This is a genomic window from Shewanella sp. Arc9-LZ (genome assembly GCF_010092445.1).
Taxonomy (GTDB): Bacteria; Pseudomonadota; Gammaproteobacteria; order Enterobacterales; family Shewanellaceae; genus Shewanella.
On the sequence record NZ_CP048031.1, the window covers coordinates 4155248 to 4176194 of the forward strand.

Consider the following 20947-nt stretch of genomic DNA (forward strand, 5'->3'; position numbering starts at 1 on the left):
TTATAGGCAAGTGTTTTATTGAAAAATGATCAATAAAACAATTCCTGCAGTAACTAAACATCCACCTAAGCGTCTGAGAACATTTTGCTTTTGTGTAGAAAGCTCTAATAAATATTTTTGCCACTTGTTAGGAAAAAGTAACGGACCAAGCCCTTCAATAATTAAAACTAAGCCAAATGCGGTCATTAACAATGGTAAATTCATGTTTTAGCCTCTTTTTAACTGATACCAATTCCATTAATTATGTAACCTCAACTCGGCATATAAATGAGGTTACATCATTATAAAAATTAAAGCTTAGTCATTAGCCACTATCAAACTTGTCATTTATTTTACTAACAAGGCGAATTGACGCGTCAATAGCTGGCCTATTGCAAGCCTGCTTGTATAAAGAATAACGCAGTTAGCAAGACAAAGGACTGCTTGCGAGGCGTTTGTTATCTCAAGTTCAGGCTATGTACCTTTCGGCCGATGTTTCTGGCCTATTCACATTGATGCTATACAACATCATTAACCCACACAGCACATTTTACACGATAAATTTTAGACAATAAAAAACCCAGCAAATGCTGGGTTTTTTGAATCCAAAAAACGAATTAACGCTTAGAGAACTGTGGCTTACGACGTGCTTTACGTAGACCAACTTTCTTACGTTCAACTTTACGTGCATCACGGGTAACAAAACCAGCGCTACGTAGAGTAGGACGTAAAGCTTCATCTAGTTGCAATAATGCACGGGTAATACCGTGACGAATTGCACCAGCTTGGCCAGTAGTACCACCGCCCTTTACAGTTACATAGATGTCTAACTTATCAGTCATTTCAACTAATTCTAATGGTTGACGAACAACCATACGAGCAGTTTCACGACCAAAATATACATCCAAAGGACGTTGGTTTACAACGATATTGCCACTACCTGCTTTAGCGAAAACGCGAGCTGTAGATGTTTTGCGACGGCCAGTGCCGTAGTACTGAGTTGCAGACATTTGCTTACTCCTCCCGTTTAGATATCAAGAACTTGTGGTTGTTGTGCAGCGTGGTTATGTTCTGTGCCAGCGTAAACTTTAAGCTTACGGAACATGGCACGGCCCAAAGGACCTTTTGGTAACATACCCTTAACTGCTTTCTCGATGATCATTTCAGGCTTATGAGCTTGAAGCTTCTCAAAGCTGATTTGCTTAATGCCACCAATGAAGCCTGAATGAGAGTAGTAAATCTTACCAGCAGCTTTATTACCAGTTACAGTCACTTTTTCAGCATTGATAACGATGATATAATCACCAGTGTCAACGTGTGGAGTGTATTCTGGCTTATGCTTGCCACGTAAGCGAGTTGCGATTTCAGTTGCGATACGGCCTAAAGTTTTGCCTTCAGCGTCAACAACAAACCAGTCACGAGTTACAGTTTCTGGTGTAGCAGTAAAAGTCTTCATTATTACAAAAACCCAAAGTTAATTTTCTGTCTCACATGCTGACTGCAGGTTGCAATCAACACAAAATTACCGATTCTTGCCCCTTCGAACATGAATATTGGCTTACAACTTCCGCCCAAATTGGCGGATTAACGCGGGCAGGTCGCAGATTATACGCAAAGCCACAGCAAAGATCACCTGCTTTCTGATAATATTTCAAATAAACTACTCAATGAGTGCTGAACAAAATATGCCCGAGTTTTCAAAAAGTACCGTTTGCAGGCTTAAGGTAAATGTTCCAGCGCCAGATACTCTCTTGATTGCATTTCAATCAGCCTTGAACGGCAGCGTCTGAACTCAAAATTTAGCTGGCCATCGGTATAAATATGTTCCAATTCGACTTGGGCTGAAATAATCAATTTGACATTTCTTTCGTAGAATTCATCGACCATGGCCAAGAAGCGTCTGGCAATATCATCACCCGTTTGCTGCGATCCCATTTGCTCTAAACCACTCACCAGCACGGTATGATAGAGGCAAGCCATTTCCATGTAGTCACGTTGCGAGCGAGGCCCATCACATAAATCACGGAAGTTTATTAATAGTACTCCTTGTGACTGTTGACGAATACGAATTGCACGCCCATCAACTTCTATAGAAGTGGTAAGCTTTTCAGATTCCGGCGCCAGTTGGTCAAAATAATGTATTAGATTGATGTCAGCTTGTTCATCGAGGGGATAATGATAAATCTCCGCCTGCTCTAAAGTTCGCAAACGGTAATCAATTCCAGAATCAACATTTAAGACTTCACAGTGCTGATTAATCAAGGCAATGGCAGGTAAAAAACGCACCCGTTGTAAGCCATTTTTATATAATTCATCAGGAATGATGTTTGAGGTGGCCACGAGGGCAACCCCTTCTTTAAATAATGCTTGAAATAACGTCCCTAACAGCATGGCATCGGTGATATCCGACACAAAGAATTCATCGAAACAGATGATTTGATATTGTGACGCCATCTTTTTAGCGATAGTAAGCAGAGGATCTTGTACGCCTTTGAGTTCACCTAAGTCATGGTGAATTTGATGCATGAATCGATGGAAATGAGCGCGTAATTTTAGCTCTGTAGGCAATGCATCAAAAAAGGTGTCCATTAGATAGGTTTTACCCCGGCCAACCCCCCCCCAAAGATACAAACCTTTTACTGGTGGAGGTGTAGACTTAATCCCTATTGCGCTAAACAATTTACTGACGCCAGATGCGGGTTTAGCAGCGACAATCAATTCATCATAGACTCGCTGTAGTGACTTAACCGCTTGTTCTTGTGCGGCATCATGTGAAAAATCATCTCGGGTAAGGTCTTGCTGATAATGCTGCCAAGGGGTTAACTGCGACACGATTACGACTCTCTTGCATCAAATAATTGCTGCGAATAATAACATTAAATAATAAATACGAGTAATGGCTTCAACGGATCAAATTAACCTTTGTTAATAAAAATGGAACTAACACGATGACCGTTACTCTGATTGATTAACGTAAATTTGCTAATTGTTTGCTTATCATTGTGCTGACTTGCTCGCTATTGTAGAACATCATTAAACAAGCTCACGACAACACACTAACAAAAATGATTAACGATATTTAACTTTGAAATCATGCCATCAAGCCACATATTTTATTTTATCAAGCTTGAATGCATACAGGAGCTATCCATAGATGAAAACCAAATTAAGCTTACTTTCTGCCGCGTTATTAACTGCATCGTTAGCCATGACACCCACGCTATCATTTGCTGCCATTCCACAAGCTGTCGACGGGCAAGCCATTCCTAGCTTAGCACCAATGTTAGAACGGACAACGCCAGCTGTTGTGTCGGTAGCAGTATCGGGTACCCAAGTTTCCAAGCAACGCGTACCAGATGTGTTTCGTTACTTCTTCGGTCCAAATGCACCACAAGAACAAGTTCAGGAACGTCCTTTTAGAGGTTTAGGTTCAGGGGTTATTATTGATGCCGACAAAGGCTACATCATAACCAATAATCATGTCATTAATGGCGCTGACGACATTCAAATAGGCTTACACGACGGTCGTGAAGTTACAGCTAAGCTAATCGGTGCAGATAAAGAATCAGACATTGCCCTGCTTCAAATTGAAGCCAAAAACTTAATTGCTATTAAACAAACTGATTCTGACGAAATTCGCGTCGGTGATTTTGCTGTGGCCATTGGTAACCCATTTGGTCTTGGACAAACCGTCACGTCAGGGATAGTCAGCGCGCTAGGCCGCAGTGGTTTAGGCATTGAAATGTTAGAAAACTTTATCCAAACCGATGCCGCTATAAATAGTGGTAACTCGGGCGGTGCATTAGTTAACTTAAAAGGTGAACTCATCGGAATTAACACCGCAATCGTGGCCCCTAATGGTGGTAACGTCGGTATTGGTTTCGCGATTCCTGCCAATATGGTTAATAACCTTGTTGATCAAATTATTGAACACGGTGAAGTAAGACGTGGCGTACTAGGAGTATCAGGACGAGACCTTGACAATGAACTTGCTAAAGCCTTTGGTTTAGACACTCAGCATGGTGGCTTTGTGAATGAAGTTATGCCAAAAAGTTCAGCTGACAAAGCCGGACTAAAAGCGGGTGACATTATTACCAGCCTGAATGGCCGCAGCATTAAGACTTTCCAAGAACTGCGCGCAAAAGTTGCCACTATGGGCGCGGGTGCAGAAGTAGAGTTTGGGATTATTCGTGACGGTGATAAAAAGACCATCAAAGCGACCTTAGGCGAAGCGGATAAAGTCGAAGCTGAAGCGGGTAACGTCCACCCTATGTTACAAGGCGCAACGTTAGAAGACAGCAAGAAAGGCATCCAGATCACTGAGATTGCTCAAGGCTCACCAGCTGCAATGAGCGGTTTGCAAAAAGGAGACTTAATTGTGGGACTTAACCGCAACAAAGTGACCAGTCTTAAAACATTAAAAGAAATGTTGAAAGACAATCAAAGCTCTGTAGCGCTAAAAATATTACGTGACAACAACTTGCTCTACCTAGTTTTACGTTAATATTGTCAAACCACTAGAATCGCACTCGATAACAACCATGAGTTTATTGAGTGTGACTTCAGTTAAGGAATTAAGCATCGACAACCGTTTGGTCGATGCTTAATTTTTTGAGCTATGTTAATATAACAGCCATTTTTTTTAACAATTATTCATGCCATGAACCTAAAAGACACTTGCATCTATATAACTAAAGCTGTGGTATTTGGTCTGATCATGGCAGCAGTTTTTTTAGCCATAACCTCCTTGCTCCAAAACTCCCCGCTCAACCATAGCTTAACGAATGTCAGCAATAATGGCTCAGAATTATCTTTTGCTAAAGCGGTCCGCCGTGCAGCCCCTGCCGTTGCTAATATTTATAGTCTTAGTATTGATCAACATAACCCACTCAATTCAAGTTCACTTCAAGGTCTCGGCTCTGGAGTAATAATGAGTAAAGAAGGTTACGTATTAACCAATTACCATGTGATAAAAAAAGCCGATGAGATTGTGATTGCGCTGCAAGATGGGCGTAAATTTACCGCCGAAGTGGTTGGTTCCGATCCCGAAACTGATTTAGCAGTACTCAAGATTGAAGGTGACACTTTACCTATCGTACCGATTAATCTTAATAAGCTCGCCCAAGTAGGCGATGTGGTATTGGCCATTGGCAATCCTTATAATATTGGCCAAACCATTACCCAAGGGATTATTAGTGCAACAGGACGTAACGGCTTAAGTTCAGGTTACTTAGACTTCCTACAAACTGATGCCGCCATTAATGCAGGCAATTCTGGTGGAGCTTTAATCGACACCAGTGGTGAATTAATTGGTATCAATACTGCCGCATTCCAAGTGGGTGGTGATAATGGGGGTAATGGGATTAGTTTCGCGATTCCGATAAAGTTAGCTCACAGTATCATGGACAAATTGATTAAGCATGGTCGAGTTATCCGCGGTGCATTAGGCATTTCTGGTGAACCACTTAATCCCGTAATGGCCCAGATACTCAACTTACCTGATTTAAAAGGTGTGTTGGTTACAGGTATTGATCCTGGCGGACCAGCAGCACGTGCACGTTTATCTCCTAGAGATGTTATTACTCAATATAATGACGAAGATGTTCCAGGTGTTGAAATGTTAATGGACAGAATTGCAGAAACTACCCCGGGTACTAAAGTCAACATGACCATTATTCGTGAAGGTAAAAAGCAAACACTACCGGTGATTATTTCAGAAAAGATCACTGCAGCAGAGTAGCAAACGCAAATATTCACAATGTATTTCGACAAAAAAACCATTCAAATGAATGGTTTTTTTATGCGTCAGCAGTAATGTTTATGACGACTGCACTTGATCTATTTCACACCAGCTATTTAACCCTGACGACTTCAGCACCCAAGCCTTGGAACTTAGCTTCAATGTGCTCGTAACCACGATCTAAATGGTAGATACGATCTACTGTTGTCGTTCCTTCAGCCATTAAGCCTGCAATGACTAAGCTGGCAGATGCACGTAAATCTGTCGCCATAACTTGGGCGCCATTTAACCGTTCAATACCATGAATAATGCAAGTGTTGCCTTCAAGCTCTAGATTAGCTCCCATGCGGCTCAGCTCTGGTACATGCATAAAACGATTCTCGAAAATCGTCTCTGTAACACGGCCAGTGCCTTCAGCAAGAGCATTCAACACACAAAATTGCGCTTGCATATCGGTTGGAAACGCAGGATAAGGTGCAGTTTTAATATTGACTGATTTTGGACGTTGGCCTTTCATATCAAGCTCAATCCAGTCCTCGCCGGTCGTGATCTCAGCACCGGCATCTTCAAGCTTTGATAACACCGCTTCTAATGCACTAGGGTCTGCAGATACACAGCGAATTTTGCCACGCGTTACAGCTGCGGCAACCAGGAAGGAACCGGTCTCGATGCGATCAGGCATAACACGATATTCGCAACCCGATAAACGCTCAACCCCTTCAATCTTTAAGGTCGCAGTGCCTACACCAGTAATCTTTGCACCCATAGCAATTAAGCAATGTGCTAAATCAGTGACTTCAGGTTCACGGGCAGCATTTTCAATCACTGTGGTGCCATCAGCTAACGCAGCGGCCATAAGCAAGTTTTCAGTTGCGCCGACACTGACCATATCCATAAAGATATGTGCGCCTTTTAAACGACCATCTACGCGCGCTTTGATGTAGCCTTCTTTGACTTCAATCTTAGCTCCCATTAACTCTAAACCATGTAAATGCAGATTCACCGGACGTGCGCCAATAGCACAACCGCCAGGCAAAGAAACATCTGCAGTACCATAACGGGCAAGCAATGGACCTAAAATAAGAATAGAAGCGCGCATTGTTTTGACTAAATCATAAGGGGCGCAGTATTCATTTAAATTGGTGGTTGAAATACGAATGCGGCTACCGCCTAAGTCTTCAACCTCTGCACCTAAACAGCGTAGTAGTTCACAGCTGGTGATCACGTCACGTAAGTTAGGCACATTTGAGACAATAAAATCTGTTTCAGCTAATACGCCAGCCATTAAAATTGGCAATGCTGCGTTTTTTGCACCAGAGATCACGACTTCGCCAGCTAAAGGTTTGCTGGCTTTAATAGTTAATTTATCCACTGTGAGTCTCAGTTGTTACATATTGAAAAGTTTTTCACGCTTCCACTGGGTAGGCGTAAAAGTTTTAATCGTTAACGCGTGCAATTCACCACTGGCAATTTGCTCAGCTAAAGGAGTATAAATCGCCTGCTGTTGTTTTACACGGCTCATGCCTTCGAAGCATTCACCCACGGCGACCACTTTGTAATGGCTGCCATCAGAGGTCACATGTGCTTCTGTTAGCGACAACGCCTCTGTTAAAATCTGTTCAATAACCTTGCATTCCATGAAATCAATTACCTTTACTATTTGAGACTATATTTGGCTGAAAAAAGCGTCTAAATCATAAAGCTCAATCATTTTCTTGAGCTGATCACTTGGATTAACCAATTGACGTGACACACTTGTTTCTTGGCTACTTGAAGCATGTAGTTTGATAAACGCTAATAACAATGCAACACCTGCACTGTCGACGTATTCCAATGCTGATAAGTCTACCACTTGAGTAGATGCAGTAAACAATTCATGGCGTTTAGGCCACAATTGTTTTACATCATCTTGTGTTAACCGACCGCTGACAATGCAACGTTGCTCTTGTTGATTAAAGGTAATCACGCAGCGGCTGCTTCTTTTGCTGGTTGGCGATCAATATTCTGTTGGGTTTTATCATTCAACATTGTAATCACCGCTTCAATACCTTGCTGACGGATTAAGTTTGAAATTTCAGACTGTTTAGAGGCGAGTAAACTCACCCCTTCCGCCACTAAATCAAATGCTTTCCAAGTGTTGTCTTTCAGACGACGCGCTTTAAATTGAATTTTAATCGGTGGACGACCTTTTTCGATAATCTGCACGTTTACTTCAACTATTTTTTCGTCGCTAAAATCACTCGGCGGATCAAAGGCCACTTTTTGATCGGTATATTCTGTTAATGCTTGAGCATAAGTTGCGACTAAATAGCCTTCGAAAGCCTCAACAAAACGATTACGTTGATCTACGGTGGTATCACTTAAATACTGCCCCATGACTTTATACGCAGCGTATTTATAATCGACGTAAGGCATAAGCTCTTCACGTACAATCACTTTTAAATGACTTAAATCGGCATTAATTAATTCTTTATCTGATTTAAACCGATCAAAGGTCATATTGGCTACTTGTTTAATCATCTCATAAGGATCACTAGTATTCACCTCATCATTAGCAGCCGTAGCACCTTGGCTGATAACAGCACTGCCCACTAGGCATAAAGCTATAACACGACTAAAAAACGTTTTCATAATAGGGATCCTATTTATCTTTAGATGACATGCTGTATAACAGCTGACCAATTAAATCTTCTAAAATCAATGCACCACGCGTGTCATGTACTTTATCACCATCGGCAAGCATCGAAATATCATCGTCCATAAATCCAGGTGTTAGACCAATAAACTGCTCCCCAAGTAACCCTGAAGTCAAAATGGCCAAACTGCTGGTTTCGGGGAATTTATCAAAACGCTTATCCATTGTTAACGTCACAACAGGCACTAATTTATGACTATCAAGGGTAACATCAGTCACGCGTCCGACAACGACTCCGCCAACTTTTACCGGCGAACGTACTTTTAGGCCACCGATATTATTAAACTCAGCCACCAAGGTATAAGTCTGGGCATTGGATTTTACTTTCACATTAGCAACGTTGAATACTAATACGCAAAATGCCAACAAACCTGACAATAAAAATACACCTACTAATAACTCTATTTTCCGTGTCAACATACTATTAAACCACTTAAATTAATCTAAACAATGAAAAAATCTTAATTTCCAAACATGATTGCCGTAAGCAAAAAGTCCAGCGCTAAAACAGCTAAGCTTGCCTGCACAACCGTTGAGGTTGTCGCACGACTGATGCCTTCTGGATTGGGTTGAACTTCATAACCTCGGTACAAGGCTATCCATGTCACCACCACACCAAAAATAGCACTTTTTATCAAACAGTTAACAATATCTTGTCGCCACTCAACCGATGCTTGAAGAATAGACCAAAACGCACCACTATCAATGCCTTTCCATTCAACACCGACTAAGTGCCCACCTAAAATACCCACTAGACTAAACATTAACGCCAGTAATGGCATGCTAATGACACCCGCCCAAAAACGCGGTGCGATGATTTGCCTTAATGGGTCTATCGCCATCATCTCTAAACTCGACAATTGCTCTGTCGATTTCATTAAGCCTATTTCGGCGGTTAACGCTGAACCTGCTCGTCCGGCAAATAATAATGCAGCAACGACAGGCCCAAGTTCGCGTAATAAGCTTAACGCTACCATTGGGCCTAAGCTTTCTTCAGTGCCAAACCCAACTAAAATATTATATCCCTGCAGAGCCAATACCATGCCAATAAACAAACCGGACACTAAAATGATGACCATTGAACGAACACCAAGCACATAAACTTGCTTAATCAGTAATGGGGTACCTTTTTTGATGTTAGGAAAATGCGCAATCGCGCGCCATAACATGATGCCCGCTCGACCATAACCCTGCACCAATCTCAGTGCATATTTGCCGGTGTCGGCAATATAATCAATTACGCCCACGAAGTAGCTCCTCTTGATAATCCTCTGCAGGATAATGGAATGGCACAGGGCCATCTGGCGCGCCTTTGATAAACTGGACCAGTTGTGGATTGTCAGATTGACGTAATTGCTCTGGTGTTCCATGTGCAATGACTTTTTTATCGGCTATCACATAGACATAATCTGCAATACCTAATACTTCATCTACATCATGAGAAACCACTACTGAAGTGAGTTTTAATGAATCCGACAACTCACGAATAAGTTTTACTAGCATGCCCATTGAAATAGGATCTTGTCCGGCAAAGGGCTCATCGTACAGCACCATCTCAGGTTCAAGTGCAATCGCTCGCGCCAATGCGGCTCGACGCTGCATACCACCAGATAACTCATTAGGCATCATATACGCGGCACCGCGAAGTCCGACAGCTTGCAGCTTCATCAATACAATGGAGCGGATAATCTCTTCAGGTAATCCAGAATGCTCTCTTAATGCAAACGCGACATTATCGAAAACATTAAGGTCGGTAAACATTGCACCACTTTGAAATAGCATACTCATGCGCTTACGCAACTCAAACAGATCTTTGCGTTTAAGCTTATGTATATCATGGCCATCGAATAAAACTTGCCCACTGTTGGGGGTTAACTGTCCGCCAATCAATTTTAATAGGGTGGTTTTACCGATACCGCTGGGCCCCATGATAGCGGTTACTTTACCTTTGGGAATCGATAAAGAAATATCTTCATAAATCACGTGTGAACCATGGCTAAACGCTAAATGGTTAACTTCGACCAAAGGTTTATTAATTGATTTGCTCATATCAGACATTGGCGTTGAGGAGATAACAGCCTTCCTTGCTTTAAGTTGAAGAGTAAATTGTACTGTAATTGTCGATTAAGCGACAACTATATCCATATCAACACGCTTCATTACCAGTGCAATTACTGTGCAATGCTTTCAATTTGATAAAAATCCAGCGAAAATAGTCGTTAATTAAATACTACTATCGGAATCACATGCTAGTTAATATCCTAATGTTAGTTGTTGGCCTTGCTGTTTTAGTTTGGAGTGCGGATAGATTTGTCTATGGGGCGGCGGCATTTGCCCGCAACTTAGGCTTACCTCCGATGTTAATTGGACTCACCATTGTTGCTATGGGTAGCTCTGCACCTGAAATGTTTGTTGCGGCCACCGCATCAATGGATGGCATGCGTGATACCGCCATTGGTAACGTATTGGGCTCAAACATTGCTAACATTACCTTAATTTTAGGATTAACAGCCTTACTAGGTGCCATTAGCTTAGATTCGAAGACCTTAAAACGCGAAATACCTATCATGCTTGCTGCTACGGTATTTGCCGGTTACACCTTGCATGATAATGTGTTGACACAAACAGAAGGTATCATGCTTATTGCATTACTTTTGTTGTTGATGGGATATTTCATTTGGCAAGCTACTCATGACAAAACCCCAGACAGCTTAGATGATAAACTTGAATCTGAGATCCCTAAAAATGTGCAAACCTTTCATGCTATCATTTGGCTGGTCGTCGGTATTATATTGCTCCCCCTATCAGCAAGTTGGATGGTCGATGGCGCTGTAGGTATTGCAAAGTTTTATGGGTTGTCAGATCTGGTGATTGGCTTAACCATTATCGCAGTAGGAACCAGCCTACCAGAATTAGCGGCCTGTATTGCTGGTGTATTAAAAAAAGAACACGACCTTGTCATTGGTAACATTGTTGGGTCTAACTTGTTTAACATTCTTGCGGTACTGGCACTACCAGGATTGATCTCCCCTGGTGAAATAGATGCTTCAGCCAGTGGAAGAGACTTCTATATGGTATTAGGCACCAGTGCAGCATTAGCCGTTTTAGTATTATCCAGTGGCGCTAAGCAACAACTTACTCGCTGGCATGGCGCACTATTATTAATCACCTTTATTGCGTACCAAATTGTTGTCTTTCAGTCGCATTAGATTGGAGCATGAAGGTAAAGTATTAAGCTAACAGAGAGAGTCGCATGGTAAATCACACTCAATTTCGTCAATGGGGTCGTAAAGTCATTGATATAGAAAAAGCTGCCTTAGATAATTTATATCAATATGTAGACTCGGTTGAGTTTGACCAAGCATGTCAATTGATCATGCAGTGTAAAGGTAAAGTGATTGTCATGGGGATGGGCAAATCCGGTCATATTGGTAACAAAATATCCGCGACCTTTGCCAGCACCGGCACACCGGCATTTTTTGTTCACCCTGGTGAAGCCAGTCATGGTGATTTGGGCGCATTAGCCAAAAATGACATTGTACTCGCCATTTCCAACTCTGGTGAATCAAGCGAAATACTGACATTAATGCCTGTTATCCAGCGTATGGGTGTACCAGTGATTGCGGTGACCGGTAAACCAGACTCCAATATGGCGCGTTTATCCAAAATCCATTTATGCATTCAAGTGCAAGAAGAAGCATGTCCATTAGGATTAGCACCCACTTCCAGCACCACTGCAACACTTGCTATGGGCGATGCATTAGCCATTGCTTTATTACAAGCAAAAGGTTTTACTCGTGATGACTTTGCCTTATCACACCCTGGTGGCTCTCTTGGAAGAAAATTACTTCTAAAAGTCGACGATGTCATGCATAAAGACGATGATTTACCGATCGTCAATGATGATATTTGTATTACTGAGGCACTTTATGAAATATCTAAAAAGGGCCTTGGCATGACGGCAGTAGTCGACCATGCCAATAAACTTGTGGGCATTTTTACCGATGGTGATTTACGCCGGGTTATCGATGCAGACGTGAATCTTCGAATCACTCCTATTGCCCAGGTTATGACCGAAAATTGTGTGACCTGCCCTGCAGGGATTTTAGCCGCACAAGCACTGCAAATCATGGATGAAAAGAGCATCAACGGACTGATTGTCGTTAATGAAAAACATCAACCGATCGGAGCATTAAACATGCTCGATATGGTTAAAGCTGGAGTCATTTAATCATGTCAGAATCAACCTCGTTTCACCAAGGATTTTACGGCCCTGTCAGCAATGATATTTGGCAACGAGCTCAAAAAATCAAACTGTTAATCTGTGATGTCGATGGAGTATTTTCAGATGGACGTATTTACCTCAGTAATGCAGGTGAAGAACTCAAAGCGTTCCATACTCGTGACGGTTATGGTGTGCGTTCTTTGCTTACCAGTGGTATCCATGTTGCCGTGATAACAGGACGTAAATCCAAGATTGTTGAAAACCGCATGACGGCATTAGGTGTAACACATATTTATCAAGGTATTGATAATAAATTTGAGCCTTTTGAGCAATTATTGTCGCTCTATAATGTGACTGCTGATGAAGTGGCTTACATTGGCGATGACATGGTAGACCTACCTGTAATGAAAGCCGTAGGACTAGCCGTTTGTGTCGGTGATGGTCATCCGTTTGTCAAACAACAGTGCCATATGACAACCACCCTCAATGGTGGCCACGGCGCACTGCGTGAACTCACCGATTTATTACTATTAAGCCAAGATAAATTTGCCAGTGCTCATGGTATGAGTATATGAGTAGAGTCACGCTAGGTATTATTGCTTTTTTTGGGCTTGCTTTTATATTGTACTGGCAAGCACAAGTAAAACGCAGTGAAATGGACGCGGTACAAATACGCGGTATTGAGCGCCCAGATTTTGTTGCAGATAACCTACGCACTACAGAATTCAATCAACTAGGTTTCGTCGAAAGTCGAGTCAGCGCCGAACACATGGAGCATTACGCCTCAAGTGACATCACTCACTTTACCAAACCGATTTACCTCATTTACCCTGAAAACGGTAAAGCACAATGGCAATTAAGTGCAGACCGTGGGCAATTGAATAAAAATACCAGCAAAGTCACATTAGAAAATAATGTTATTATTGATGCCATTGATATAGAAGAACCCCTGCAGTCACTGAGTACCCAAGCTATTACGGTGGATTTAACCACTATGATAGGATCCTCACAAGAGATGGTGTACATCAAAGGTAAAGGGTTTATTATTCAAGGTTTAGGCCTACATGCTGACTTGAATTCGCAAAAATTATCGCTACTAAGCCAGGTAGAAGGAACATATGAGCCACATTAATCGTCTCCACACTCGCGCCAATGTTATGTTATTAAGTAGCATACTTTGTATATTGAGTTTGCCTGCCATAGCGAAACAAGGGGATCTGAAACAAGAATTGAAAATCGCTTCAGTCAGTCAGTCTGCCGACATTAAGAATAATCAAATTGTTTTTAATGGTCCGGTAACGATTGTCCAAGGCACGATTAATATCAATGCAGATCAGTTACGGGCGTTTACCCCTGAAAACACCACCAGTAAGAGATTAATTGCTACTGGCACCCCGGCTACATTTTCACAAGAATTAGATGACGGTAAAATTGGTACCGCAAGTGCTAACGAAATTAGCTATGACCTTGCCACCACTACACTCACATTGACTGGCAACGCCAAATTGGATCAATCAGGTAGCCAGGTTACCGGTAATAAAATCAAGTACAACATCAGTGCTCAAGAGCTGATTGCCGAAAGTACTGGTACAGGGCAAGATCGGGTAATCACCATCATTCAACCAGAGAATTTCCAAGACGAGTCGGCGCCAAAGCAAAAACTCCCTGAAATTCCTGTTAACAAGCAGATCAAACCATGACCCAAATTACCTTAACCGCTGAAAATCTAGCTAAAAGCTATAAAGCTCGTCAAGTTGTTAAAGATGTGAGTTTAACGGTTAAAACCGGCCAAATTGTCGGTCTTTTAGGCCCCAATGGTGCAGGCAAAACCACCACCTTTTATATGGTTGTCGGCTTAGTAAAAAGCGATAAAGGCCGAATATTGATTGACGATGACGACCTTACTGCCGATCCAATGCATTTGCGCGCCCGCAAAGGTATAGGTTACTTACCACAAGAAGCCAGTATTTTCCGCAAGCTCACCGTTTACGACAACATAATGGCCGTACTGCAAACTCGCAAAGAGCTCAGCACAGACCAACGTATTGAACAGCTTGAGCACCTACTCGAAGAGTTCCACATTACTCACATACGCGACAGCCAAGGCATGTCGTTATCGGGTGGTGAACGTCGTCGTGTTGAAATTGCGCGCGCTTTAGCTGCTAATCCAAAATTTATTTTGCTTGATGAGCCCTTTGCTGGTGTTGATCCTATTTCGGTCATCGACATTAAAAAAATCATCCAACAACTTAAAAACCGCGGTTTAGGGGTATTAATTACCGACCATAACGTACGTGAAACGCTAGACGTTTGTGAGCGAGCCTATATCGTTAGCCAGGGTAATTTAATTGCCGAAGGCACACCAGATGAGATATTAAGTAATCAACAAGTTCGAGCTGTGTACTTAGGTGAACAATTCAAGCTATAGTTACTTTACTGGCCTTTTAGTCTAGCTAACTCATTTCATTGAACGATACCTAAACAACGTTAAATGTCATTGATGTTTATGGCAATCTATTACAGTTCGAGATTGTCATTTTTATGGAAAATCATCTAGGGATAAGCGGTAAATGAAAGCGTCACTCCAACTTAAAATGGGTCAACACTTAACCATGACCCCACAATTGCAGCAAGCCATTCGCTTACTGCAATTATCGTCATTGGAGCTACAGCAGGAAATCCAACAAGCATTAGATTCAAATCCATTGCTTGAAATAGAAGATGAGTTTTCTGAAGCAAAAGACTCCTTAAAAGAAAACCGCGACCAAGCGGATACAGACTTTAGTGACAACAGTATTGTTAATGTCGAAAAAGACACTTCCACCGTCGACATAGCAGAATCCATGACCAAAGAAACCATGGATGATTTAGCCATGGATACCACATGGGATGAAGTATACACAGCCTCACCTATGTCAGGTTCAGGCAGTGCAAGCATGCGCGATGACGACATGCCCTTTCAAGGTGAAACTACTGAAGGTTTGTACGAACACTTAGAATGGCAAAAAAATCTCACTCCATTTTCAGACACAGATCTCGCCATTGCCACCGCCATTATTGATGCCATTGATGAACGCGGTTATCTAACCCAAAGTACCGAAGATATTCTCGAAGCCATGGGTGATGAAAATGTGGAACTCGATGAGGTTGAAGCGGTATTAAAACGCGTTCAACACTTTGACCCTGTGGGTGTTGCTGCACGTGATTTAAGTGAATGCCTATTTATTCAATTAGCGCAATACTCTAACGACACACCCCATATCGATAATGCCCGTTTGTTAATTAAAGGCTATTTAGAGTTAATTGCTGGCCGTGATTTCAGATTATTGATGCGAAAAACAAAACTAAAAGAAAATGAGTTACGTGACGCAATCACTCTAATCCAGACACTCAATCCTCGTCCGGGCTTATTAATTACCCCCATGGATGATGAATACGTGATTCCCGATGTCACAGTATTAAAGAAAAATGGCCGTTGGGTAGTAGAGTTAAACCCAGACAACATGCCTAAAATTGGTGTTAATCAGCAATATGCAGCCATGGCTAGAGGCAGTAAAAACCCGTCGGATAGTCAATTTATTCGAGGCCATCTGCAAGAGGCTAAATGGTTTATTAAAAGTATTGAAAGCCGTAATGATACTTTACTTAAAGTGGCAAATTGCATTGTGCAATTTCAGCAAGGCTTTTTTGAATATGGCGAAGAAGCCATGAAGCCTATGGTGCTCAATGATATCGCTGAAGCTGTAGAAATGCATGAATCGACCATTTCACGAGTCACCACACAAAAATATATGCACACCCCTCGAGGTTTATTTGAACTAAAATACTTCTTCTCTAGCCATGTCAGTACTGACGATGGCGGGGAATGCTCATCAACGGCCATTCGTGCTTTTATCAAAAAGCTGGTTGCCGCAGAAAACCAGAAAAAACCACTGAGTGACAGTAAAATGGCTCAGCTTCTGGCAGAACAGGGCATAAACGTTGCTCGTCGTACGATAGCAAAATACCGTGAAGCAATGATGATCCCGCCCTCAAACCAACGTAAGAGTTTATAACCTACTAGGCAATGGAGGATTTTTTATGCAAATAAGTCTGACTGGACGTCATGTCGAAATAACAGAATCTTTACGTGAATACATCCACAGTAAATTTTCAAAGCTTGAACGACACTTCGATCAGATCCATAATGTACACGTTGTGCTCAATGTAGAAAAATTACAACAAAAAGCAGAAGCCAAAATCAACATTAATGGCGCAGAAATTTTTGCAATGTCAGAAAGTACTGATATGTATGCTGCAATAGACGCCCTGATCGATAAACTCGACCGTCAGGTAATTAAACACAAAGAGAAGAATACAAAACACTAACGATGGAACTTTGTACCATTCTGCAGCCGGAATGCACTACCTGTGCCACACCGGGCAGTAAGAAAAAAGTACTGGAACTCATCAGCAATTTAGTCGCTGCCCAGTACCCAACCCTGTCTTCGCAAGAGGTTTTTGAAAGCCTGTTAGCGAGAGAGAAAATGGGTAGCACAGGTATAGGAAATGGCATTGCGATACCTCATGGTAGATTAACGACCATCGATCACCCTATCGCGATATTTATTAAATGTGAAGAAGCCATTGCCTTTGATGCAATCGATAAGCAACCCGTGGATCTTTTATTTGCTTTGTTAGTACCTGCAGACCAGTGCCAACAACATTTAGGCACGTTATCGAGCATGGCCCAAAAGTTAAGCGATAAGCAAATATTGAAACAGCTTCGTAAAACTCACGACGCAACAGAACTTTATCAGGTTATTACTGCATGAAACTAGTTATAGTATCGGGACGTTCAGGCTCAGGGAAATCCGTTGCCCTGAGAGTATTAGAAGACCTAGGATATTATTGTGTTGATAATTTGCCTTTACCACTCATTGGCACATTATTAGCCCAGCTTAAAGGCAGTAATGATTTGGTTGCGATTAGCGTTGATGTTCGTAACATTGCAGAACAAGGTAAAGTGCTTCAAGACCAATTGGCACTACTTGAGAATGACACTGAAATTATCAGTTTCTTTTTAAATTCCAATGACAAAGTATTGCTTAAACGTTACAGCGAAACACGTCGATTACACCCGTTATCTAAAAATCATATTTCACTGCAAGAAGCGATAAAACTAGAAGGCCGTTTACTTGAGCCTATCGCAAAAATTGTTGATCACTATATCGACACTTCTGCGCTAAATATCTACGAATTAAGCGACCAAGTTAGGCAAATATTATTAGGCAGTGTTGATAAAGAGTTAGTGATTAACTTTGAATCTTTTGGCTTTAAACACGGCATGCCGACAGAAGCAGATTTTATGTTTGATGTACGCTTTTTACCCAACCCACATTGGGAAATAGAACTGCGTCCATTTACGGGTTTAGACGAGCCCGTACAAGAATTTTTAGGTCGTCAGCCATTAGTTAATAAATTTATTTGGCAAATTGAAAACCTATTTGAAACTTGGATGCCGCATTTAGAACGTAACAATCGCAGTTACCTTACCATCGCGATTGGTTGTACTGGTGGTCAGCACCGTTCGGTATATATTGCAGATCAATTAGCAAAACGATTTCGACAAGGCAGTAAACACACGGTTAATGCTCGCCACAGAGAATTAAATATCAGTGATACTAATAACTAAGTGAGCATAGGATCGCGTCAATGATCAAACTTGAACGCCAAGTGACCATTTCAAATAAATTGGGCTTACACGCCCGTGCCGCCACAAAACTCGCGATGTTAGCGGCGGATTTTGATGCTAACATCACCTTAACTCAAGGCGAAAAAAACGCCAGCGCAGCTAGCGTACTTGGGCTATTAATGCTTGAAAGTGGTATCGGTAAAATGATTACGGTGACAGCTCAAGGCCCAGATGCTGAAGTAGCATTAAACGCAGTGTGTGATCTCATTAATGCTAAATTTGATGAATCTTGTTAATTTTTTAATCGCATTGAATTTATAAATAGCCTGTAATGTGTGAATAGCTGCAAGTTACTCATGCTTTAAGCCACCGTCGTCCTTATTTTATGCGGCCTCTAAATGACTAGGCCATACTAACCAAACTGTCACGACATTGATGATCACCAGTAGACATCAGTCCCTCAAAAATATTAGCCCTTAGGTTTATCTCTCGCAGTTGATACCAATCTCATTAGTATCAGTTCATTCTGCGGGAGTTGGCGTTTAACATGATAAAGACATTACCGCTTCTAGCAACGGATCCAGTGCAACTCTGTTTCCGTGACGTGGTTCGTCTATAGTATGTAAAGCAGCATTGGCTGCTGCAGAATTTCACCGCAGAAGTCATTTAAGTATTCTATTTCTGCATTTCATTGTCTTACGTAAAGACAGCTATTTCTGCATTTATACGCCTTGAACTGTACAACCTGAGAAACCCAGAATAATGACATACTGAATAATATAAGTATGACGAATAGGAAGTAGATATATGGGTAAAGAGTACCTAGACAATGAGATAACAGAACAACGTCTCAATCAACTTGTTCAAGCACTAGACAGTGGTCTGTTTGTCCATGCCCGTAACATGCTACATACCATGTCACCTAACGATGTCGCCCTTATTCTCGAATCATCACCGCCCAAAAATCGTCAGGTGTTATGGCAACTCATTGACCAACAATATGCTGGGGAAATTCTTGACGAATTAGGTGAAGAGCTTAAAGATTCACTTATTAGCAGCATGACACCAGAGAAGCTTGCCCAGGCCACAATAGGCATGGATACAGATGACATGGCCTATATTCTTCGCAGTTTACCCGATGATGTTTACAAGAAAGTGCTCAAATCAATGCGAAGCCAAGACCGGGATAGGGTAGAGCAAGCATTGCGTTACCCAGATGATACTGCCGGCAGTATCATGAATACTGATACCGTCACCCTAAGACCAGATGTCAATATCGAAGTGGTATTACGCTATTTACGTCAACGGGGAAATTTACCTGATACGACTGATACTTTATATGTTGTGGATCGCCATGATCATGTTTTAGGCGGAGTAAGATTAGCTGATTTACTCACATGCGATCCAAGCGTAACGGTCCGCAGTATTATGGACACAGAATTAGAAAGTATTCCTGTAGAGATGTCCGATAAAGATGTGGCGCAAAAATTTGAACGGATGGATTGGATATCTGCCCCAGTCGTCGACAGCCAAGCAAAATTGCTTGGTCGAATTACTATCGATGACGTTATTGATGTCATCCGCGAGGATGCCGAACATTCAATGATGGGAATGGCTGGTATGGATGATGATGAAGATACCTTTGGGCCAGTGCTCAAAAGCACTCTAAGACGCTCTCTATGGCTAACCATCAATCTATTTGCAGCATTACTAGCCTCATCTGTCAGTAACATGTTTGAAGGTACCTTAGAGCAATTCGCCACCATCGCAATTTTAATGACCATTGTACCGAGTATGGGAGGTGTTGCGGGTAATCAAACCCTAGCACTCGTCATCCGCGGGATTGCACTTGGGCATATTGGCCAAAGTAACTCACGATGGTTAATTGGTAAGGAATTAAGCATCGGATTATTGAACGGTTTAATGTGGTCTGTATTGGTCTTTTTTGCGGTATGGCTTTGGAAAGACGACATCGCATTAGGTGGATTAATTGGCAGTGCCATGCTGATTAATATGACGGTAGCAGGCTTTGCTGGCGCCACTATCCCCATAATGTTAAAAAAGCTAAATATCGATCCTGCGTTGGCGGGGGGTATGGTGTTAACGACGGTAACAGATGTCGTTGGATTATTTGCATTTTTGGGCCTAGCCACATTATTTTTAATGCACTAAATCATTGATTTAAATCGTACATATCATGTCGTCCAACGAAATTGCGCTATCTAGTGCAATTTTACGGACGTCGGCGGCGTCTCTATACACATAAGTCTTTTTCACACATAAGCTCATTTACCAAGCGCTTAGTACTCTGATCACTTTTGCAGCTATGTCTGCAGCCTCACTTTGTTAACGTTTTTCAAACCATCAACTGGCAACAACTCATTCGGTGAAAACCTTGCCTTCATCTTGTCATTAAGGTGACCTTTTTTTGCCATATTTGTCATCCATACTGCGCTACGACAATCACAACCGTAATGTGTTGCCGGCAGCACATGCTCACCACATTAGTGCAATTGCACCAATCTGGTTGGCGACGCAAAAATAACAAAACTACAGGTAATAGGTAATGTACTGATAAATAACAACTAAAAATATTTATCAAAGTTGGCACAAGCTTTCCATATAAGAAATACG

Annotated in this window: 25 protein-coding genes; 14 read left to right on the forward strand and 11 right to left on the reverse strand. The window is 41.8% G+C overall.

Features of this window, described 5'->3' with window-relative positions; translation table 11 throughout:
- Positions 1 to 15: 15 nt before the first annotated feature.
- The 4 genes from GUY17_RS17845 to zapE all read right to left on the reverse strand — a co-directional run bounded on the left by GUY17_RS17845 (position 16) and on the right by zapE (position 2811).
- Entirely contained in the window at positions 16 to 204 is a 189-nt protein-coding gene (locus tag GUY17_RS17845) for a DUF2065 domain-containing protein (RefSeq protein ID WP_011638796.1), read from the reverse strand.
- A gap of 392 nt (positions 205 to 596) precedes the next feature.
- A complete protein-coding gene (rpsI, locus tag GUY17_RS17850) occupies positions 597 to 989 on the reverse strand; it encodes a 30S ribosomal protein S9 (protein ID WP_011494965.1) in 393 nt (130 codons plus the stop codon).
- Positions 990 to 1006: 17 nt separating this feature from the next.
- On the reverse strand, positions 1007 to 1435 hold the full coding sequence (gene rplM, locus GUY17_RS17855) for a 50S ribosomal protein L13 (RefSeq protein WP_011638797.1): 429 nt from the start codon (positions 1433 to 1435) through the stop codon (positions 1007 to 1009).
- 263 nt (positions 1436 to 1698) lie between these two features.
- Complete coding sequence (gene zapE / locus GUY17_RS17860) at positions 1699 to 2811, reverse strand: cell division protein ZapE (RefSeq protein ID WP_162023888.1); 1113 nt, start codon at positions 2809 to 2811, stop codon at positions 1699 to 1701.
- Between the two features lie 322 nt (positions 2812 to 3133).
- Here zapE and degQ point away from each other — a divergent pair, with 322 nt between their 5' ends.
- Both degQ and degS read left to right on the forward strand, forming a co-directional pair.
- Positions 3134 to 4483 carry a Do family serine endopeptidase DegQ gene (gene degQ / locus GUY17_RS17865; protein WP_162023889.1) on the forward strand — a complete coding sequence of 450 codons (1350 nt, stop codon included), beginning with the start codon at positions 3134 to 3136 and terminating at the stop codon, positions 4481 to 4483.
- Between the two features lie 156 nt (positions 4484 to 4639).
- Positions 4640 to 5719 carry an outer membrane-stress sensor serine endopeptidase DegS gene (gene degS, locus GUY17_RS17870; protein ID WP_162023890.1) on the forward strand — a complete coding sequence of 360 codons (1080 nt, stop codon included), beginning with the start codon at positions 4640 to 4642 and terminating at the stop codon, positions 5717 to 5719.
- Positions 5720 to 5831: 112 nt separating this feature from the next.
- Here the strand turns inward: degS and murA are convergent, their stop codons facing one another.
- Genes murA through GUY17_RS17905 form a run of 7 tightly spaced genes read right to left on the reverse strand, consistent with a single transcriptional unit; the run spans position 5832 to position 10472 of the window.
- Positions 5832 to 7091 (reverse strand): UDP-N-acetylglucosamine 1-carboxyvinyltransferase, encoded by a 1260-nt coding sequence (gene murA / locus GUY17_RS17875; protein ID WP_101085193.1) that lies wholly within the window; start codon positions 7089 to 7091, stop codon positions 5832 to 5834.
- A gap of 15 nt (positions 7092 to 7106) precedes the next feature.
- On the reverse strand, positions 7107 to 7358 hold the full coding sequence (locus tag GUY17_RS17880; RefSeq protein ID WP_011638802.1) for a BolA family protein: 252 nt from the start codon (positions 7356 to 7358) through the stop codon (positions 7107 to 7109).
- A gap of 27 nt (positions 7359 to 7385) precedes the next feature.
- Positions 7386 to 7685, reverse strand: coding sequence for a lipid asymmetry maintenance protein MlaB (locus tag GUY17_RS17885; RefSeq protein WP_101085192.1), 300 nt, complete (start codon positions 7683 to 7685; stop codon positions 7386 to 7388).
- On the reverse strand, positions 7682 to 8350 hold the full coding sequence (locus tag GUY17_RS17890) for a phospholipid-binding protein MlaC (protein ID WP_194956034.1): 669 nt from the start codon (positions 8348 to 8350) through the stop codon (positions 7682 to 7684). Before GUY17_RS17890 ends, GUY17_RS17885 begins: the two co-directional genes overlap by 4 nt.
- A gap of 10 nt (positions 8351 to 8360) precedes the next feature.
- Positions 8361 to 8834: an outer membrane lipid asymmetry maintenance protein MlaD gene (mlaD, locus tag GUY17_RS17895; RefSeq protein WP_101085191.1), complete on the reverse strand. Its 474-nt coding sequence runs from the start codon at positions 8832 to 8834 to the stop codon at positions 8361 to 8363.
- A gap of 41 nt (positions 8835 to 8875) precedes the next feature.
- Complete coding sequence (gene mlaE, locus GUY17_RS17900) at positions 8876 to 9661, reverse strand: lipid asymmetry maintenance ABC transporter permease subunit MlaE (protein WP_101085190.1); 786 nt, start codon at positions 9659 to 9661, stop codon at positions 8876 to 8878.
- Positions 9648 to 10472 carry an ATP-binding cassette domain-containing protein gene (locus GUY17_RS17905; RefSeq protein ID WP_162023891.1) on the reverse strand — a complete coding sequence of 275 codons (825 nt, stop codon included), beginning with the start codon at positions 10470 to 10472 and terminating at the stop codon, positions 9648 to 9650. Before GUY17_RS17905 ends, mlaE begins: the two co-directional genes overlap by 14 nt.
- Before the next feature lie 188 nt (positions 10473 to 10660).
- Here GUY17_RS17905 and GUY17_RS17910 point away from each other — a divergent pair, with 188 nt between their 5' ends.
- From GUY17_RS17910 to mgtE, 12 genes are all read left to right on the forward strand, one after another.
- The gene (locus GUY17_RS17910) at positions 10661 to 11623 is read left to right on the forward strand and encodes a calcium/sodium antiporter (RefSeq protein ID WP_162023892.1); all 963 of its coding nucleotides are present in this window, start codon (positions 10661 to 10663) and stop codon (positions 11621 to 11623) included.
- A 44-nt stretch (positions 11624 to 11667) separates the two neighbouring features.
- Entirely contained in the window at positions 11668 to 12645 is a 978-nt protein-coding gene (locus tag GUY17_RS17915) for a KpsF/GutQ family sugar-phosphate isomerase (protein ID WP_101085187.1), read from the forward strand.
- A gap of 2 nt (positions 12646 to 12647) precedes the next feature.
- Positions 12648 to 13214: a 3-deoxy-manno-octulosonate-8-phosphatase KdsC gene (kdsC, locus tag GUY17_RS17920; RefSeq protein ID WP_162023893.1), complete on the forward strand. Its 567-nt coding sequence runs from the start codon at positions 12648 to 12650 to the stop codon at positions 13212 to 13214.
- Positions 13211 to 13771, forward strand: coding sequence for an LPS export ABC transporter periplasmic protein LptC (lptC, locus tag GUY17_RS17925; RefSeq protein ID WP_101085185.1), 561 nt, complete (start codon positions 13211 to 13213; stop codon positions 13769 to 13771). The genes kdsC and lptC overlap by 4 nt, the downstream gene beginning before the upstream one ends.
- Positions 13758 to 14339: a lipopolysaccharide transport periplasmic protein LptA gene (lptA, locus tag GUY17_RS17930; RefSeq protein ID WP_101085184.1), complete on the forward strand. Its 582-nt coding sequence runs from the start codon at positions 13758 to 13760 to the stop codon at positions 14337 to 14339. The genes lptC and lptA overlap by 14 nt, the downstream gene beginning before the upstream one ends.
- Entirely contained in the window at positions 14336 to 15067 is a 732-nt protein-coding gene (gene lptB, locus GUY17_RS17935; RefSeq protein WP_011638813.1) for an LPS export ABC transporter ATP-binding protein, read from the forward strand. Before lptA ends, lptB begins: the two co-directional genes overlap by 4 nt.
- A gap of 142 nt (positions 15068 to 15209) precedes the next feature.
- On the forward strand, positions 15210 to 16694 hold the full coding sequence (locus tag GUY17_RS17940; RefSeq protein ID WP_059744680.1) for an RNA polymerase factor sigma-54: 1485 nt from the start codon (positions 15210 to 15212) through the stop codon (positions 16692 to 16694).
- Positions 16695 to 16719: 25 nt separating this feature from the next.
- Entirely contained in the window at positions 16720 to 17007 is a 288-nt protein-coding gene (gene hpf, locus GUY17_RS17945) for a ribosome hibernation promoting factor (RefSeq protein WP_101085183.1), read from the forward strand.
- A 2-nt stretch (positions 17008 to 17009) separates the two neighbouring features.
- Positions 17010 to 17453 carry a PTS IIA-like nitrogen regulatory protein PtsN gene (ptsN, locus tag GUY17_RS17950; RefSeq protein WP_011638816.1) on the forward strand — a complete coding sequence of 148 codons (444 nt, stop codon included), beginning with the start codon at positions 17010 to 17012 and terminating at the stop codon, positions 17451 to 17453.
- The gene (rapZ, locus tag GUY17_RS17955; RefSeq protein WP_011638817.1) at positions 17450 to 18313 is read left to right on the forward strand and encodes an RNase adapter RapZ; all 864 of its coding nucleotides are present in this window, start codon (positions 17450 to 17452) and stop codon (positions 18311 to 18313) included. Before ptsN ends, rapZ begins: the two co-directional genes overlap by 4 nt.
- A 20-nt stretch (positions 18314 to 18333) precedes the next feature.
- The gene (locus GUY17_RS17960) at positions 18334 to 18609 is read left to right on the forward strand and encodes an HPr family phosphocarrier protein (protein WP_101085181.1); all 276 of its coding nucleotides are present in this window, start codon (positions 18334 to 18336) and stop codon (positions 18607 to 18609) included.
- 511 nt (positions 18610 to 19120) lie between these two features.
- A complete protein-coding gene (gene mgtE / locus GUY17_RS17965; RefSeq protein ID WP_162023894.1) occupies positions 19121 to 20485 on the forward strand; it encodes a magnesium transporter in 1365 nt (454 codons plus the stop codon).
- Positions 20486 to 20947: the final 462 nt, after the last annotated feature.

What these genes read in the sequence shown, in the direction of transcription:
- GUY17_RS17845 (WP_011638796.1), bottom strand. Translation starts at nt 204, where the DNA reads ATGAATTTACCATTGTTAATGACCGCATTTGGCTTAGTTTTAATTATT.
- rpsI (WP_011494965.1), bottom strand. Translation starts at nt 989, where the DNA reads ATGTCTGCAACTCAGTACTACGGCACTGGCCGTCGCAAAACATCTACA.
- rplM (WP_011638797.1), bottom strand. Translation starts at nt 1,435, where the DNA reads ATGAAGACTTTTACTGCTACACCAGAAACTGTAACTCGTGACTGGTTT.
- degQ (WP_162023889.1), top strand. Translation starts at nt 3,134, where the DNA reads ATGAAAACCAAATTAAGCTTACTTTCTGCCGCGTTATTAACTGCATCG.
- degS (WP_162023890.1), top strand. Translation starts at nt 4,640, where the DNA reads ATGAACCTAAAAGACACTTGCATCTATATAACTAAAGCTGTGGTATTT.
- GUY17_RS17880 (WP_011638802.1), bottom strand. Translation starts at nt 7,358, where the DNA reads ATGGAATGCAAGGTTATTGAACAGATTTTAACAGAGGCGTTGTCGCTA.
- GUY17_RS17890 (WP_194956034.1), bottom strand. Translation starts at nt 8,350, where the DNA reads ATGAAAACGTTTTTTAGTCGTGTTATAGCTTTATGCCTAGTGGGCAGT.
- mlaD (WP_101085191.1), bottom strand. Translation starts at nt 8,834, where the DNA reads ATGTTGACACGGAAAATAGAGTTATTAGTAGGTGTATTTTTATTGTCA.
- GUY17_RS17905 (WP_162023891.1), bottom strand. Translation starts at nt 10,472, where the DNA reads ATGTCTGATATGAGCAAATCAATTAATAAACCTTTGGTCGAAGTTAAC.
- GUY17_RS17910 (WP_162023892.1), top strand. Translation starts at nt 10,661, where the DNA reads ATGCTAGTTAATATCCTAATGTTAGTTGTTGGCCTTGCTGTTTTAGTT.
- GUY17_RS17915 (WP_101085187.1), top strand. Translation starts at nt 11,668, where the DNA reads ATGGTAAATCACACTCAATTTCGTCAATGGGGTCGTAAAGTCATTGAT.
- kdsC (WP_162023893.1), top strand. Translation starts at nt 12,648, where the DNA reads ATGTCAGAATCAACCTCGTTTCACCAAGGATTTTACGGCCCTGTCAGC.
- lptC (WP_101085185.1), top strand. Translation starts at nt 13,211, where the DNA reads ATGAGTAGAGTCACGCTAGGTATTATTGCTTTTTTTGGGCTTGCTTTT.
- lptA (WP_101085184.1), top strand. Translation starts at nt 13,758, where the DNA reads ATGAGCCACATTAATCGTCTCCACACTCGCGCCAATGTTATGTTATTA.
- lptB (WP_011638813.1), top strand. Translation starts at nt 14,336, where the DNA reads ATGACCCAAATTACCTTAACCGCTGAAAATCTAGCTAAAAGCTATAAA.
- GUY17_RS17940 (WP_059744680.1), top strand. Translation starts at nt 15,210, where the DNA reads ATGAAAGCGTCACTCCAACTTAAAATGGGTCAACACTTAACCATGACC.
- hpf (WP_101085183.1), top strand. Translation starts at nt 16,720, where the DNA reads ATGCAAATAAGTCTGACTGGACGTCATGTCGAAATAACAGAATCTTTA.
- ptsN (WP_011638816.1), top strand. Translation starts at nt 17,010, where the DNA reads ATGGAACTTTGTACCATTCTGCAGCCGGAATGCACTACCTGTGCCACA.
- rapZ (WP_011638817.1), top strand. Translation starts at nt 17,450, where the DNA reads ATGAAACTAGTTATAGTATCGGGACGTTCAGGCTCAGGGAAATCCGTT.
- GUY17_RS17960 (WP_101085181.1), top strand. Translation starts at nt 18,334, where the DNA reads ATGATCAAACTTGAACGCCAAGTGACCATTTCAAATAAATTGGGCTTA.
- mgtE (WP_162023894.1), top strand. Translation starts at nt 19,121, where the DNA reads ATGGGTAAAGAGTACCTAGACAATGAGATAACAGAACAACGTCTCAAT.